The following is a 14,081-nucleotide window of genomic DNA, read 5'->3' as shown; positions in this document are numbered from 1 at the left end:
CTCAGGAGGCTAGTGGTGACAGAGAGGGAAGCAGCTTTGGAGCAAGCTTTAGGTGCCGTAGTGGCAGTGGCCCGTCAGCTGGGGATCAGCATGACGCTACTGGCTAAAGCTAAAACTGAAATCCTTTTCCAAGCACCTGAGTCAGAGGCTGCAAAGCAACAGGCCCTAGAGGCTATCCGCGAGATAGAACTTGCGGCCCAGGGCTCAGGCAACGATCTCCCAATTGTGCCGACCATCGATGTAAAGAGGCAGGCATAGAAACTTCGTTTTCTTTGCGTTCAAGATGCCACAGATACTTGCGGCCGGACTTAAGCCACCTCTCGGTTAGATATCGCACCTTCATCACAATCTCCAGGGAGTGTGCGCAAGACTTTGCATACCCCTCGCGGAGTAACATCGCCGCTGCATGACTCTGCTTCGAAGGATCGATATGAGCGGCTACGTAGCGAACAACCGGGATGTGCGGTCTGCCCCCGAGATCCCCGTTTACAACGGCGCCTTCGATCAGCAGCCGCGCCGGCAAACGGATAGACCTAGTCCGCTTATGCCGGAACCGCTTCCCGTACCACCGACACAATGTGTCTTCGCCAAGCCCAATTCATTACCCCTCGGCTCCCTGGACTATCCATCAGTGGTGCCTGCTGAATTGGCGAGTGCCTATGGTCAGACAGCCATCCTAGCTACAACCGATGTTCCGGCTGCTGGCGGCGGGCTGCTGCTCGCGCGAGCATCTGGCCAACTGGTAGGAGGCGGCACATGGGCCATTCAGAGCGCAGCAGGTGCAGGTGGGACCGCCGCAGGTAGCGGTGCAACAGGAGCGGCAGGGAGCGGTATTCTCGCAACTGCTGCTACCACTGCTATCGGCTTCGTTGCTCTCCTTTGGCCCTCCCCCATGGGCAGTAGCGATTTGTACCCAAAGTCAGAGCTCGAAGTTCTCAGCACAGCCAAGACTAGGTTGCGCTTCCACGTCGAGCATGACTGGGTCAATGGCTCCATACGCACCTATGGCTTCCACACCAGTTCTCGTAGCGGTTTTGATTCCGTTCCGGTTGTTGCAGCTCGCGCTCAGGGCGAACAAGCCGTTGTTGATCTAGGTGATGGGGTCACTATCCTGTGGACGCCACAGGTAGATCCAGCTGTAGGAGCTCCACCGCCACCTGAGGATATTCAGGGGCTAACGGAGACTGTTTGGATCTATCCGGTCAGCCAGAATGCAGCTCAGGCGCTGGAAAATCCGATCTACCCTTCGGACTACAAAGACTTCATCATCACGTTCCCGGATCACCCCGGAGTGCAGCCAGTTTATGTGGTGCTGAGCACCCAGCTGGAGAAGAACAAGGTCCGGGGGCGTGAGTTTGAGGACGAGGTGTATGGCGATTACAGCTCGACTCGCTCCGAGACGGGACGAGAGGTGACCGTGAAGACAAAGAGCGGTACCCGCACTCGTATCGATATGGTTGGCCGAGAGCCTGACGGCACAATCTCGTGTGTCGAATGTAAGTCTTCTGACACCGCACCATTAACGCCTAATCAGAAGGTAGCGTTCCCGGAGATTGAGGAGAGCGGCGCGGTCGTGGTTGGCAAAGGAAAGCCTGGTTTTCCTGGGGGAACTGAGATACCTCCAACAAAAGTTGACGTTGTACGACCGAACTAAAACGGAGGTGACTGGATGTCTATAGCAGAGGCCGGCGTAATCGACATGTGGGGTATCCCTGATTGGGATAGGAGCAAGATTGAGCTAGTCATCAGCGATCACCTCGGCTGGGAGCCAGAGGAGGAGATGGAACACCTCCTAATGCTTCAGGAAAAGATCAACGCCTACATCTCCTTCATTGAGAGCGGAGAAATCAATACGGCAATCCCCTCAGCGGCAGGCAAGCCCCCCATTATCAGGGTGGTTGGAAAGTACGCGCTTTCCAAGCAGGCCGAGGCCTTCATCGATCGCGTCACCGAGGTTCTGAGCGATGCCGATATTGAGTTCGAATTTGTACTCAGGCAGGGCTAGGGGCACCTAGGCTTCGGTGCTTAAGGCTGACAAAGAATGATCAATCAAAAATCCAGAGTCACCGACCACAGCGAGATGAGTTTCTTCGGCTGATCACAGAAATCTACAGCGGTGACGAGAATACCAGGCTTCCCAGCAGCCCTTATAACGGGCGCCGGCGGTTCCACGGAGGATGCTCAAGCTTCCAGGAATCGCTCGCCGTCCACATGCCAAGCAATCGCCTTATTGCACTCGCGCTCGCAGGAACACCATTACGAATCAGGTATTGCCTTGCCTCCTGCCGTTCCAGCGGCGAAGGTGAATAAGGCTTGTCGAACAACTGATCACGGATAGGCTGATAGATCCAATAGGGCAGGCCGTCCCTGTAGTTCACAAGATAGGAGCTCGAGACACGCGCGATACGACACGTATCCATGAAGCTGTCTGGCCAGCCCCCTAGCACCCGTCGAAGCAGTGACAGCATCAGCGCCCGATCTCCTACCCGGAGCGTTTCCAAGCAGAAATACGGGCCGCCCTGCAGTGGCAAATCTAAATGACCGCTCTCGAGGAACATCAGCTCTCGGACTCGCTTGAGCCGGCCCTCTCCTCCTAGCAGCTGCAACAAGCGCTTGAGCCCTCGAAAGAGCAGTAAAGAAAAGCAGGCTCCTCCCGGTAGATGACCGGAGTGCCCCTGGGTCAATGCATCAAGGAGACATTGCTGAAAAACCAGGTTCTCGTTTGCCGCAACCAGATCGTCAGCTATTGGCTCTCGCAAATCCCAGCCGCACCGGTAGCACCTCGCCAGTGGCGTTTCGAGGGGTAGCAGGCGCTGGCCACGATCACACACCGTTGGAACCACAGGGCTGTGGCATCGAGGACACTCATCGGCCAGGTATATGCCATGTGAAGGGCAGATAGCGCTTAGAGCTAGGCGCCAGATGCAACGGAAATGGGGTTCAAAGTCCTCGGCCAAGCAACGCCGGCAGAACTGAAGCGAATAACCTGCTCGCTGCCTTGGATTCTGCACGCCTCGGATGTGCATCAGCACCCAGTCACAGGGACCTTTCTGCAGAAGTTGCTCCCACAGAACGCCGTCAAATACGGACAGCTTCGTCGCCAAAGCCGAGACCTCGGCAACACCGCAGCCAGCTCCGACATTAATCACCACCGAGTCAGCAACGATACGGTCAATGTCGCAGTTAAGGAACTGAGGGGGCAGAAGCAGGTGGTGGGTAACGAACGGAAGCAGCTTGGTACCGTTCCCCCAGGCAAGCCGGCACAACCATGAGCTGAATAATTCACCCTCGAAAGGGTGAAGTCCGATAAGGCCAAGGCACCATGTTCAAAGCTCCAGGTGGCGTGTGCGATCACTCGGCAGGACATAACCCAGGGCATGCAAGTTTTCCCAAGTCACCATGTCGCCAGTGATGCGCTCGGTACCACTACGCACAGCCCAACTGGCAAACAGCCGCAGTATCTCAACGGTCTCCCCCAGCAGCCCGCCACTGAACTGGAGCAGCCGCATGAGCGTAGCTCGCTGCATGATATCCATGCCCTCAGCTAGCTCTAGGCGAGGTCGAATACTCACGATAAATGTCGCGTACTCCTCAATGCGTTCCTCGTTCCACCTACGAACGAACACCGGCTTAAAACGGTTTGCAATGGATGAGTCGGCAGTCAGGATGTTCTGGGTCTCAGGCGTGCCCGAGATAACGATCGGAATGCTCAAATCCATGCTCAAGTTCCTCAAGGCGTTGAGGAATTTGCGCCGGCGAGCAATCGAGCCTGCGGCAATGTTGAAAAAGTCATCCAATATCAGCATCTGCACGTTCAGATGCTGAAACATGACCTTGATCCGCCTGAGCTTAGAGTCCTCAGGCTCCCTTGACGCGACGTGTAGCCCCAAGCTTTCCAGGATCCTGGTGTATAAGCGCCCCTCATCAGGAGATGGAGGCGCCTGTACCATGATCACAGGCAGCTGCACTTTGGTGACGTTGATATCGTAAACGGGATTGGCCCGATCCCGAACACTATTCAAGATCATCGACTTGCCATTGTTGCTCTCGCCAATCAGCACGAGATTCGGCATCCGGTGCGTCTTCGGGTGATCGAGCAGGCTTTCAATTTGCTCACGGATCCGAACAGCACTGTCATAGCCAATCCAGCGTTCCTCCCGAAAGGCAGCCAGGCGGACCTTCATCTCTGGAGTCGGGCGCACCGCCAGGCAGCTGACATCGAGCTTAGTCATCTACACCTACCGCTCTTCAAAGGGAGTCAGATGAGAGAAGTCGTCGACCACATCTTTTGCCGTGCTTGGTACCGATGACAAACCCGAAGGTTCCACAGGCAAAGGAGCAACTCGGTCAGACGGAAGAGGAACAGGGGGCAAGACCTTATGCATGCGATTGCGCTCAGTGGTCATTCGCTTCTTCCGAGTTTCTACGGGTTGCTTGCCGGCACGCCTACTACGGGTATCCAATCTGGCTTGCTCCTCGATGCGCTGCATTTCCTTGCGAGCTAGGAATATCTGCTCCTCGTTCTCAAGCTTGAGGCCACGATCCTTCATGAAGGTCTTGATCGCCTTCAGCTCCCACAAACTGATCCGCGGGTAAGCGGTATTGCGATAAGGAATCCTGAAGTACTGCCGAAGCTGGGGGTCCCAAAAAATCAGATGACTAATATCTCTGGGGTCATACCTGAAGATGAACTCCCTAGCCTTACGCTTATTCCCCGGCTCAGGTGCGCCAATCCATTTATCGAGAACCGGGTCGTGGTAGTAGATAAAGTCCGAAACCACCCCATACGTCTGAATGGTACGGCGCAGGACCGGCATGAAGTCGATCCTGAGCTTGTAGGGGTCTGATGCCATACGCATCATCCCCAGCCCTGGGAATTTGTCGCTACCGAACAGCCCTTCTCGGTACCTCTCAATGGGCGGAACGCCGAGCGTCGAGTGCACGTCGTGGTGGTACTCCCCCAGAATCAAGTTCGCAAACCACCGCTCGAACTCGACAAGAGTCATGGTCGCGTTCTTCTCAGACTTATAGTCACCCTTATCTACAGTGTTCGAGAAGGTGGTGCCGTCCAGCTCATGGATGCGCTCGGCAAAGGTGCCGAACAATCTCTCGATATGTGCGCCGTAATTCGGTTTCTTAAGCTTGCGAAACTTCATGTCGAAACCGTGCTCTTGGCTGGCTTCCTGAAGCATCTCACCATGAAACTCTCTGGCGTTATCAGCCTGGATAATCGCTGGCTTGCCCTGACAGACCCAAGGAAAATTGACACCTAACCGCCCAAGGATCTCGTCCTTAGGAAGAATGGCATTCGAGATACATAGCCCTGTTGCTAGCGCCCCTGGTGGATCGAATGAGATGTACCAGCCAACGACCATCCTTGAGAAAACATCAATCGCCATAGTTATCCATGGCTTACCAATAGCGATTCGGTCTATCTCGTCAACGAGCATTACGTCTGCAGGTGTGTGATCAATCTGCCACACCGAGTAGAGGGTATCGACGCCTGGCATTGAGCCTTTTATGGCTCTATGAACGAGGGCTGCATTGCGCCCTTCACGCTTCCGCGCGCGCTCTTCGGGAAGGATGGCGTCAATCCGCGCTAAGACGGCAACTTTACTTGGGACAGGAAGCCCCTCGCTCCGGCAGCGAGTGCCTATGACGCGCGTTACAGCAGTCGGGCTCTTTTTCAGCTCCGTGAGGTAGTCCGAGAGAATTACCTCCTTGATGACCTGCTCAACCCTCGAATCCAGACGCCTCACTCCAGCATCAGATCGACGCTTACGGAGCAAACAGCTAACCGAGCCGGCTCGTTCAACACGATCCAACCACCTATAGACTGTCGCCACAGAGACCAGCAGCTCATCAGCTACAACTTTGACATGAGCGACAGTTCGCGATGGCAGGCCCAACAATGGTGCAAGGGCCCTGTAACGCTCCATGGCATCCTGCCAATCGTCTTCAGGAATGGAGACCAGGTCTAAGCGCTCAGCTTCTTGGTCAGCGGCCTCCCCAAAGCTCCTGGTGATATCGCTGAGCTTCAGCAATTGGTCTTCACCGGCAGCCACATCTGTAGCTAAAACCTCTTCAGGAGAAATCAATTTCCTGACGCAAAAGGTTCTCCCGAAGTAGGAGATGACCGCTCCAGCATGAATAGTGACGGTTGCAGATGTCATCCCCAGTTCTCCGAAAACCATTTTGTATGACCGGTAGGCCAGATTGGGGAGGCCATGTTGAGAGGCTGACTCAAATCGATACCAATCACTCGAATGGTTATCAGATGCCACAGGTATGGGATGTATTCGGCACGGCGGACTTCATCGCCGCGGACCTCGTCCAAGAGAGCCTGTGGTGTGGTCGGGCCAAGCCGAACAAGTAGCTCACAGATATGGGGAAGGCGCGCCTGGTAAAGGTCTTGATCCCCATACAGTTTTTTAAAGCCCAGCAAGAACCGAGCGTTGGCTAGATAGGGCGTACGGATCTCTTGTTCAGTTATCACCTTGAATCTGCAGCCGTAATCTTTGGCCCACGCGAAAGCCGCCTTCAGCCGAGGTTTCTCCTCAGCCCACCGAGCCTTCAAGTGTGCACGATGCTTCACCTCAAAAATGGTTGTGCGCAGTGAAGGGTCTTGCTCAGTAGCCAGCGAGTGGTAGGCCACGGCTATGTCTGGTGTGAAGCGTCGGGGCCTGCCATTCCCATCTTTCCAATGAATTTTGAATGGCTGAGTCGCGTAGCGGAGGACGCGCCAGTCGTACTCCAGCAATGTTAGAAAATCCTGCTCCAGAGAAGACTCGGCGCGCTGGATCTTGGCCGCTTTCTCGGTGGAGACGTAGCCAGTGACGCTGTATGCACTCTTGCCGATTTTGCGAGCAGCCATCTCATGCCCCTCGAAAAGTCGATCGAGCCAGACACCGAAGTAGGCTGGTGAAACATCCTTGATAAAGGGCCGATAGCTTGTCATTCGCAAATACCATACTTGTCTTTCTCATATATCATAATATCTCAGACAAGAACGGCGGGCGTTTCGACCTGGCCATCGCCCTCGGCGTGCTGGCCGCCAGCGAGCAGGTGCCGGCGGCCAGCCTGGCCGAACTGGAATGCCTGGGTGAGCTGGCGCTGTCCGGCGAGCTGCGCGCGGTACAGGGCGTGCTGCCCGCCGCCCTGGCTGCCCGCGCCGCCGGACGCACCCTGGTGGTGCCGCGGGCCAATGCCGAGGAAGCCAGCCTGGCCTCGGGCCTCAAGGTGCTGGCGGTCGACCACCTGCTGCAGATCGCCGCCCACCTCAACGGCCACACGCCGCTGGCGCCCTATCAGGCCAATGGTCTGCTGCGCCAGGAAGCGGCTTACCCCGACCTGGCCGAAGTGCAGGGCCAGCTGGCGGCCAAGCGCGCCCTGCTGATCGCCGCCAGCGGCGGCCATAACCTGCTGCTCAGCGGGCCTCCGGGCACCGGCAAGACCCTGCTGGCCAGCCGCCTGCCCGGTCTGCTGCCGCCGCTGTCCGAGGAGGAGGCGCTGGAAGTGGCGGCCATCCATTCGGTAGCCAGCCATGCGCCGCTCACCGCCTGGCCGCGCCGACCGTTCCGCCAGCCGCATCACAGTGCCTCCGGGCCGGCGCTGGTCGGTGGCGGCAGCCGCCCGCAACCCGGCGAAATCAGCCTGGCCCATCACGGCATTCTGTTCCTCGACGAACTGCCCGAGTTCGACCGCAAGGTCCTCGAAGTCCTGCGCGAGCCTCTGGAATCCGGCCATATCGTGATCGCCCGGGCCCGCGACAAGGTGCGCTTCCCCGCGCGCTTCCAGCTGGTGGCGGCGATGAACCCCTGCCCCTGCGGCTACCTGGGCGACCCTGGCGGCCGCTGCCGCTGCACCCCGGAACAGATCCAGCGCTACCGTGCCAAGCTGTCCGGGCCGCTGCTCGACCGCATTGACCTGCACCTCACCGTGGCGCGCGAAAGCACCAGCCTGCTGGCCAGCAGCCAGGCTGGCGAGAGCAGCGCCCAGGTCGCCGCCCGTGTCAGCCAGGCACGCCAACGCCAGCTCGCGCGCCAGGGCTGCGCCAATGCCTTCCTCGATCTGCCGGGCCTGCAGCAGCATTGCCGCCTGCCCGAAGCCGACCGGCTGTGGCTGGAGCAGGCCTGCGAACGCCTCAACCTGTCGCTGCGGGCGGCCCATCGCCTGCTCAAGGTGGCGCGCACCCTGGCTGACCTGGAAGGCACCAGTGAGATCGGCCGCGCGCACCTGGCCGAGGCCCTGCAGTACCGCCCCAGCAGCGGCATCTGATCCAACGGAATTATCAGGAATAGACTCCTCAGATAAAAAAGCTATCGATCTGTGTTAGAATGGCTGGCCTTCCGCCCTTGGCGGCCCATCCGATAACAAGGAGAGCTAGCTCAATGGAGGCATCTTCGTCTTCGCTCAACCGGCCGGTATTCTTCGGCTCCGCCCTTCTCATCCTCGCCCTGGTGCTCTACAGCGTGCTGCTGCCGGAGCATGCACAAGACCAGTTCGCCTGGCTGCAAAGCTGGATCATCGACAAGGCCAGCTGGTTCTACGTCCTCACCGTCGCCCTGATTCTGATCTGCTGCGTGTTCCTCGCCGTCAGCCGCTATGGCGACCTCAAGCTGGGCCCCGACCACAGCCAGCCCGAGTACCGCAACACCACCTGGTTCGCCATGCTGTTCTCCGCCGGCATGGGCATCGGCCTGATGTTCTTCGGCGTGGCCGAACCCCTGATGCACTTCACCGCCCCGCCGGTGGGCGAGGCCGGCACGGCGCAGGCCGCGCGCGAGGCGATGAAGCTGACCTTCTTCCACTGGGGCCTGCACGCCTGGGCGATCTACGCCATCGTCGCGCTGATCCTGGCCTTCTTCTGTTTCCGCCACGACCTGCCGCTGACCCTGCGCTCGGCGCTCTACCCGCTGATCGGCGAGCGCATCCACGGCCCCATCGGCCATGCGGTGGACACCTTCGCCATCCTCGGCACCGTGTTCGGCGTAGCCACCTCGCTGGGCTACGGCGTGCTGCAGATCAACAGCGGCTTCCACCACCTGTTCGGCCTGCCGGTCAGCACGCCGGTGCAGATCGGCCTGATCGCCGCCATCTGCGCCCTGGCCACGCTGTCGGTGGCCAGCGGCCTGAACAAGGGTATCCGCATCCTCTCGGAGCTCAATCTGGCGCTGGCCGTGTTCCTGCTGCTGTTCGTCCTGGCGCTGGGGCCGACGGTGTTCCTGCTCAAGACCTTCGTGCAGAACAGCGGTGCCTATCTCTCCGAGATCGTCAGCAAGACCTTCAACCTCTACGCCTATGAGCCGACCGACTGGATCGGTGGCTGGACCCTGCTGTATTGGGGCTGGTGGCTGTCCTGGTCGCCCTTCGTCGGCCTGTTCATCGCGCGCATCTCGCGCGGCCGCACCATCCGCGAGTTCATCAGCGGCGTGCTGTTCGTGCCGGCCGGCTTCACCCTGCTGTGGATGACCGTGTTCGGCGACACGGCGATCCACATGGTGCTCAACCAGGGCCTGGGCAGCCTGGCCGAGACGGTGAATGCCGACAGCTCGCTGGCGCTGTTCGCCTTCCTCGAACAGTTCCCGCTGAGCGACCTGCTGTCGCTGGTCGCGGTGGCCATGGTGGTGGTGTTCTTCGTCACCTCCGCTGACTCCGGCGCCCTGGTGGTGGACATGCTGGCCTCCGGCGGCAGGACCGTCACGCCGCTGTGGCAGCGCCTGTTCTGGTCGATCCTGATCGGCGTAGTGGCCATCGCCCTGCTCCTGGCCGACGGCCTCAAGGCGCTGCAGACGGCCACCATCGCCAGCGCCCTGCCCTTCTCCATCGTCCTGCTGACGGCCATCTGGGGCCTGCTGCGCGCACTGAAACTGGACGCCACCAAGCGCGGCGTGCGCTTCCAGGCGCTCAACGGTTCACGCCCGCTGGCCCGCCAGCACGGCGGCTGGCAGCGGCGCCTGCGCAACCTGGCGATGTTCCCGCGCCGCGCCCACGTCACCCGTTTCATCGACGAGGTGGTGCAGCCGGCCTGCCAGGCGGTGGCCGAGGAACTGCGCAAGCAGGGCCTGCCGGCGACGGTCGAGAGCGGTACCGACGGCCGCGTGCGCCTGGCCGTGGCACATGGCAGCGAGACCGACTTCAGCTACGAGGTGCGCCCGCGCGCCTTCGCCCAGCCCAGCTTCGCCCTGCGGGACACCGGCGACGACGGCAACGAGGAGCGCAAGTACTTCCGCGCCGAAGTCCACCTGCGCGAGGGCGGCCAGGACTACGACGTGATGGGCTGGGTACGCGAGGCGGTGATCGACGACATCCTCGACCAGTACGAGAAGCACATGCACTACCTGCACCTGGTGCGCTGAAACGAAAAAGCCCGGCATATGCCGGGCTTTCTCCAGGACCTGCAGGCTCAGGCGGCGCTGCGCTGGCCACCTTTGCGGTGCTGACGGCAGGCCTCGCCGAACGCCTCGAACATCCTCACCGAATCCGGGTTCTGCGCGGCCTGCCACTCCGGGTGCCACTGCACGGCGAACAGGAAGGGCGACAGGCTCGGCGCGTGGAAGGCCTCGATCAGACCGTCCTCGGCACGGGCCAGCGGCTCCAGGCCCTTGCCCAGGGTCTTGATGCCCTGGCCATGCAGCGAGTTGACGCCGATCTCATCGCGCCCCAGCACCCGCGCCAGCCAGCTGTTCGGCTCGATGCGCACCTTGTGCGCCTCGGCGTACTGCACCGCTACCGGGTCCTCGGGGTTTTCGCGATGGTCGTTGAAGCCCGGCTCGGCATACACCTTCTGGTGGATGTCGCCGCCCAGGGCCACGTTGATTTCCTGCATGCCGCGGCAGATGCCGAAGACCGGCAGGCCACGGGCAATGGCGGCCTTGATCAGCGGCAGGTCGAACAGGTCGCGGTCGCGATCCTGGCCCTTCTCCGGGGTGAGGTTCTCCTGGCCGTAGAGGGCCGGGTCGATGTTTGAACCGGCACCGGTCAGGTACACGCCGTCGGCCATGTCCAGGTATTGCTCGAGATCGTCGGTGCCACAGCAGGTGGGCACCAGCACGGGTACGCAGCCGGCGATCTCCACCAGCGGCGTGATGTATTTGTGGGTCATTACCTGGTAGTCGTGGCCCTTGCGCTCCTGGGCGCCCATGGACATCAACACGACGGGTTTACGCTTGGCAGTGGAAGTTTTTGCACTGTTCTTGTTGGACATACGTCACCTTGGGGCAGATCGATCTGCCGTTGCTGTGCAGGTGGGTCGGGAGATCGACGCGCTACCTGTTTGGCACGGTTCCGTCTGTCGGCGGCGTAGCTGGGCCTCACCTGGAGGCATGGGAATGGGAGGTAACGGACCACCCGCGACGGCCGCATAACAGTCGAACCGCCCGCACAGTCTCTCCAGAGACGTAAAATATGTCAAACATTTCAGGCGGATGGCGTAAAAAGAGCATAGCGCCAGCAGGGCTGCAGGCGCCAAAAAACGGCCACTTACCCTGTACACCCCTGCTGGGGCGCGGCTTCATGGTCCATTATTTTTTACGCACCCGGCATGATGCGCTCGACGGAGGGCAGACGCATCTGCGCCACCTCGGCCAGCAGGAAGTCACGCAGCCGACGCAGGCGCGCCTGCGCGCGATGCGTCTTGGGCCACACCAGGTAATAGCTGCAGCCGCTGTACACGGCGGTCGGCCGGGGTAAACCCAGGCGCCCGGCATTGACGTCCTCGGCGACCAGCAGCAGATCGCCGATGGACACCCCGTAGCCGCGGGCGGCGGCGACGATGCCCAGCTCCAGCATGTCGAACAGCTGGCCGCCCTTGAGCGGCACCCGGTCGCTCAGGCCGGTGGCCTGCAGCCACTGGCGCCAGTCGCGGCGATCCGGAGTCGGGTGCAGCTGCTCGGCGGCCTGCAGCCGGGCCAGATCCCAGGGGCCGTCCTGCACCGCCTCGGCAGCGCACACCGGGATCAGCCACTCCTCGAACAGCAGCACGCTGTCCCACTCCTCGGGAAAGTCGCCATTGCCCAGCAGCACGGCGCAGTCGAAGGGCTCGTGGTGGAAGTCGACCTTGTCCACGTCCATCCAGGCACTGGTCAGCTGCACCTCGCTGTCCGGGTTGCCCAGGCGGAACAGCGACAGGCGCGCCAGCAGCCAGCGCATGGTCAGGGTCGAGGGCGCCTTCAGGCGCAGGCAGGCGTCCTCGCTGCGCAGGGTGGCGCAGGCCTTCTCCAGCGCATCGAAGCCCTCGCGTACGCCGGGCAGCAGGCCGCGCGCCGTCTCGGTCAGCTGCAGGTGGCGACCACTGCGCTCGAACAGGCGGCAGCCGAAGTGCTCCTCCAGGGTGCGGATATGCCGGCTCACCGCACTCTGGGTGATGGCCAGCTCGGCGGCGGCGCGGGTAAAGGAGGCATGCCGCGCCGCCGCCTCGAAGGCACGCAGGGCATAGAGCGGCGGCAGGCGCCGGCTCATGCGCCGAACCCATGAGTATTAGTCATGCCAGGCATCGCTTTTTTCCTTTTGTGCACGTCGCGCTGACTCCCGAGAATGGCGCCATTCTCCGCCCGCCGGATTTTTCCCGGCAAGTCTTCTCTTGAGCCTGACTCATCATGCCGCAGTCCGTCCGCACCGAACTGGTCGCCCTCTTCCGCCTCGCCGGCCCGCTGATCGCCGCGCAGCTGGCCCATGTGCTGATGGTGTTCACCGACACCCTGATGATGGGCAAGCTGGGCCCCGCCGAGCTGGCCGCCGGCGGCCTGGGCGCGGCCAGCTATTCCTTCGTGTCGATCTTCTGCGTCGGCGTGCTGGCCGCGGTGGGCAACCTGATCGCCATCCGCCACGGCGCCGGCGACAGCACCGGGGTCACCTGCCTGGCGCAGAACGGCCTGTGGCTGGCCGGCGGCCTGGCCCTGGCCAGCGGCCTGCTGCTGTGGAACCTCGGCCCGCTGCTGGCGCGCTTTGGTCAGGAGCCGCACAACATCGAGGGGGCGATGCAGTTTCTCTCCACCCTGGTGTTCGCCCTGCCCGGCTACCTCGGCTTCATGGCCCTGCGCGGCTTCCCGGCGGCCATCGGCCGGCCGGGCCCGGTGATGGCCATCAGCATCGGCGGCGCGGCGGCCAACTTCGCCCTCAACTGGGCACTGATCCACGGCTGGTTCGGCCTGCCGCCGCTGGGCCTGGCCGGCATCGGCCTGGTCACCGCACTGGTGGCCAACGTCATGACCCTGCTGCTGTTCCTCCACCTGCTGCGCCACCCGGCCTACGCCGCCTACCCGCTGGCCCGCGGCCTGCTGCGCCCGCGCCTGGCCGAGCTGCGCGAGCTGCTGCGCCTGGGCCTGCCGATCGGCGGCACCTATGCGGTGGAGTCCGGCATGTTCGCCTTCGCCGCCCTGTGCATGGGCGCCATCGGCAGCGACGCGCTGGCCGCGCACCAGATCGCCATCATGTCGGTGTACGTGGCCTTCATGGTGCCGGTGGGCATCTCCTACGCCACCACCTTCCGCATCGGCCAGCACTATGGTGCCGGACGCCTGGCCGACGCCCGCCGCGCCGGGCGCCTGGGCATCGGCGGCGGTGCCTGCTGCATGCTGGTGTTCGCCCTGCTGTTCTGGCTGGCGCCGGAGTGGGTGGTGGGGCTGTTCCTCGACCACCAGGATCCGCAGTTCGCCTCTGTGGTGGCGCTGGCCGTGAGCCTGCTGGCGGTGGCGGCCTGGTTCGAGCTGTTCGACGGCATCCAGACCATCGCCATGGGCGCCATCCGCGGCCTCAAGGACGGCAAGACCACCCTGCTGGTCGGCATTCTCTGCTACTGGGTGATCGGCATTCCGCTGGCCTGGGCGCTGGCCTTCCCGCTCGGCTGGGGCGCCGAAGGCGTGTGGTGGGGCCTGGCCGGCGGCCTGGGCTGCGCGGCCATCGGCCTGACCCTGGGCTTCGAGTGGCGCATGGCGCGGATGCTAAGGCCGCAGTCGGTAACGGCTCAGGCCTGTCTGTCGTAGCCCGGTGCAATCCGAGAGAGGGGATGGACGGCGCCCGTCGGGGTGAGAGCTGCCGGCTCAGTCCCTCACCCTAGCCCTCTCCCAGAGGGAGAGGGAATG

Annotated in this window: 10 protein-coding genes and 1 pseudogene; 5 read left to right on the top strand and 6 right to left on the bottom strand. The window is 61.8% G+C overall.

Annotated elements, in window-relative coordinates:
* Positions 1-430: 430 nt before the first annotated feature.
* Positions 431-1,654 carry an S-type pyocin domain-containing protein gene (locus PA6_RS22855; RefSeq protein ID WP_021702052.1) on the top strand — a complete coding sequence of 408 codons (1,224 nt, stop codon included), beginning with the start codon at positions 431-433 and terminating at the stop codon, positions 1,652-1,654.
* A 15-nt stretch (positions 1,655-1,669) separates the two neighbouring features.
* The gene (locus PA6_RS16340; RefSeq protein ID WP_021702051.1) at positions 1,670-2,005 is read left to right on the top strand and encodes a DUF6572 domain-containing protein; all 336 of its coding nucleotides are present in this window, start codon (positions 1,670-1,672) and stop codon (positions 2,003-2,005) included.
* A gap of 142 nt (positions 2,006-2,147) precedes the next feature.
* Here PA6_RS16340 and PA6_RS24645 read toward each other — a convergent pair whose 3' ends face one another.
* The 4 genes from PA6_RS24645 to PA6_RS16325 are packed head-to-tail and all read right to left on the bottom strand — an operon-like array spanning position 2,148 to position 6,958.
* Positions 2,148-3,266, bottom strand: a complete 1,119-nt coding sequence (locus PA6_RS24645) for a TniQ family protein (protein ID WP_021702050.1) — start codon at positions 3,264-3,266, stop codon at positions 2,148-2,150.
* Between the two features lie 60 nt (positions 3,267-3,326).
* Positions 3,327-4,232, bottom strand: a complete 906-nt coding sequence (locus PA6_RS16335; protein ID WP_021702049.1) for a TniB family NTP-binding protein — start codon at positions 4,230-4,232, stop codon at positions 3,327-3,329.
* Between the two features lie 6 nt (positions 4,233-4,238).
* On the bottom strand, positions 4,239-6,173 hold the full coding sequence (locus tag PA6_RS16330) for a Mu transposase C-terminal domain-containing protein (RefSeq protein ID WP_021702048.1): 1,935 nt from the start codon (positions 6,171-6,173) through the stop codon (positions 4,239-4,241).
* On the bottom strand, positions 6,170-6,958 hold the full coding sequence (locus tag PA6_RS16325) for a heteromeric transposase endonuclease subunit TnsA (protein WP_049878009.1): 789 nt from the start codon (positions 6,956-6,958) through the stop codon (positions 6,170-6,172). The genes PA6_RS16330 and PA6_RS16325 overlap by 4 nt, the downstream gene beginning before the upstream one ends.
* Positions 6,959-6,978: 20 nt before the next feature.
* On the opposite strand from PA6_RS16325, the pseudogene PA6_RS16320 reads away from it, so the two are divergent.
* Together PA6_RS16320 and PA6_RS16315 are read left to right on the top strand one after the other, a co-directional pair.
* A pseudogene (locus PA6_RS16320) lies at positions 6,979-8,277 on the top strand (YifB family Mg chelatase-like AAA ATPase); the annotation flags it as partial.
* Positions 8,278-8,390: 113 nt separating this feature from the next.
* Positions 8,391-10,358 (top strand): BCCT family transporter, encoded by a 1,968-nt coding sequence (locus PA6_RS16315; protein WP_021702045.1) that lies wholly within the window; start codon positions 8,391-8,393, stop codon positions 10,356-10,358.
* A 47-nt stretch (positions 10,359-10,405) separates the two neighbouring features.
* On the opposite strand, the gene PA6_RS16310 is transcribed toward PA6_RS16315, so the two are convergent.
* A complete protein-coding gene (locus PA6_RS16310) occupies positions 10,406-11,206 on the bottom strand; it encodes a gamma-glutamyl-gamma-aminobutyrate hydrolase family protein (RefSeq protein WP_021702044.1) in 801 nt (266 codons plus the stop codon).
* Between the two features lie 323 nt (positions 11,207-11,529).
* Positions 11,530-12,459, bottom strand: a complete 930-nt coding sequence (locus PA6_RS16305) for a LysR substrate-binding domain-containing protein (protein WP_021702043.1) — start codon at positions 12,457-12,459, stop codon at positions 11,530-11,532.
* A gap of 137 nt (positions 12,460-12,596) precedes the next feature.
* Here PA6_RS16305 and PA6_RS16300 point away from each other — a divergent pair, with 137 nt between their 5' ends.
* Positions 12,597-13,982, top strand: coding sequence for a NorM family multidrug efflux MATE transporter (locus tag PA6_RS16300; protein WP_021702042.1), 1,386 nt, complete (start codon positions 12,597-12,599; stop codon positions 13,980-13,982).
* Positions 13,983-14,081 lie beyond the last annotated feature (99 nt).

The sequence above is a fragment of the Aquipseudomonas alcaligenes NBRC 14159 genome (assembly GCF_000467105.1).
GTDB classification, from domain to species: Bacteria; Pseudomonadota; Gammaproteobacteria; order Pseudomonadales; family Pseudomonadaceae; genus Aquipseudomonas; species Aquipseudomonas alcaligenes.
This window is presented reverse-complemented; position numbering and strand designations above follow the sequence as displayed.

Bases quoted from the DNA above. Each gene is read 5' to 3' on its own strand.
- PA6_RS22855 (WP_021702052.1), top strand. From the start codon at position 431: ATGAGCGGCTACGTAGCGAACAACCGGGATGTGCGGTCTGCCCCCGAG.
- PA6_RS16325 (WP_049878009.1), bottom strand. From the start codon at position 6,958: ATGACAAGCTATCGGCCCTTTATCAAGGATGTTTCACCAGCCTACTTC.
- PA6_RS16310 (WP_021702044.1), bottom strand. From the start codon at position 11,206: ATGTCCAACAAGAACAGTGCAAAAACTTCCACTGCCAAGCGTAAACCC.
- PA6_RS16340 (WP_021702051.1), top strand. From the start codon at position 1,670: ATGTCTATAGCAGAGGCCGGCGTAATCGACATGTGGGGTATCCCTGAT.
- PA6_RS16315 (WP_021702045.1), top strand. From the start codon at position 8,391: ATGGAGGCATCTTCGTCTTCGCTCAACCGGCCGGTATTCTTCGGCTCC.
- PA6_RS16330 (WP_021702048.1), bottom strand. From the start codon at position 6,173: ATGACATCTGCAACCGTCACTATTCATGCTGGAGCGGTCATCTCCTAC.
- PA6_RS16335 (WP_021702049.1), bottom strand. From the start codon at position 4,232: ATGACTAAGCTCGATGTCAGCTGCCTGGCGGTGCGCCCGACTCCAGAG.
- PA6_RS16305 (WP_021702043.1), bottom strand. From the start codon at position 12,459: ATGAGCCGGCGCCTGCCGCCGCTCTATGCCCTGCGTGCCTTCGAGGCG.
- PA6_RS16300 (WP_021702042.1), top strand. From the start codon at position 12,597: ATGCCGCAGTCCGTCCGCACCGAACTGGTCGCCCTCTTCCGCCTCGCC.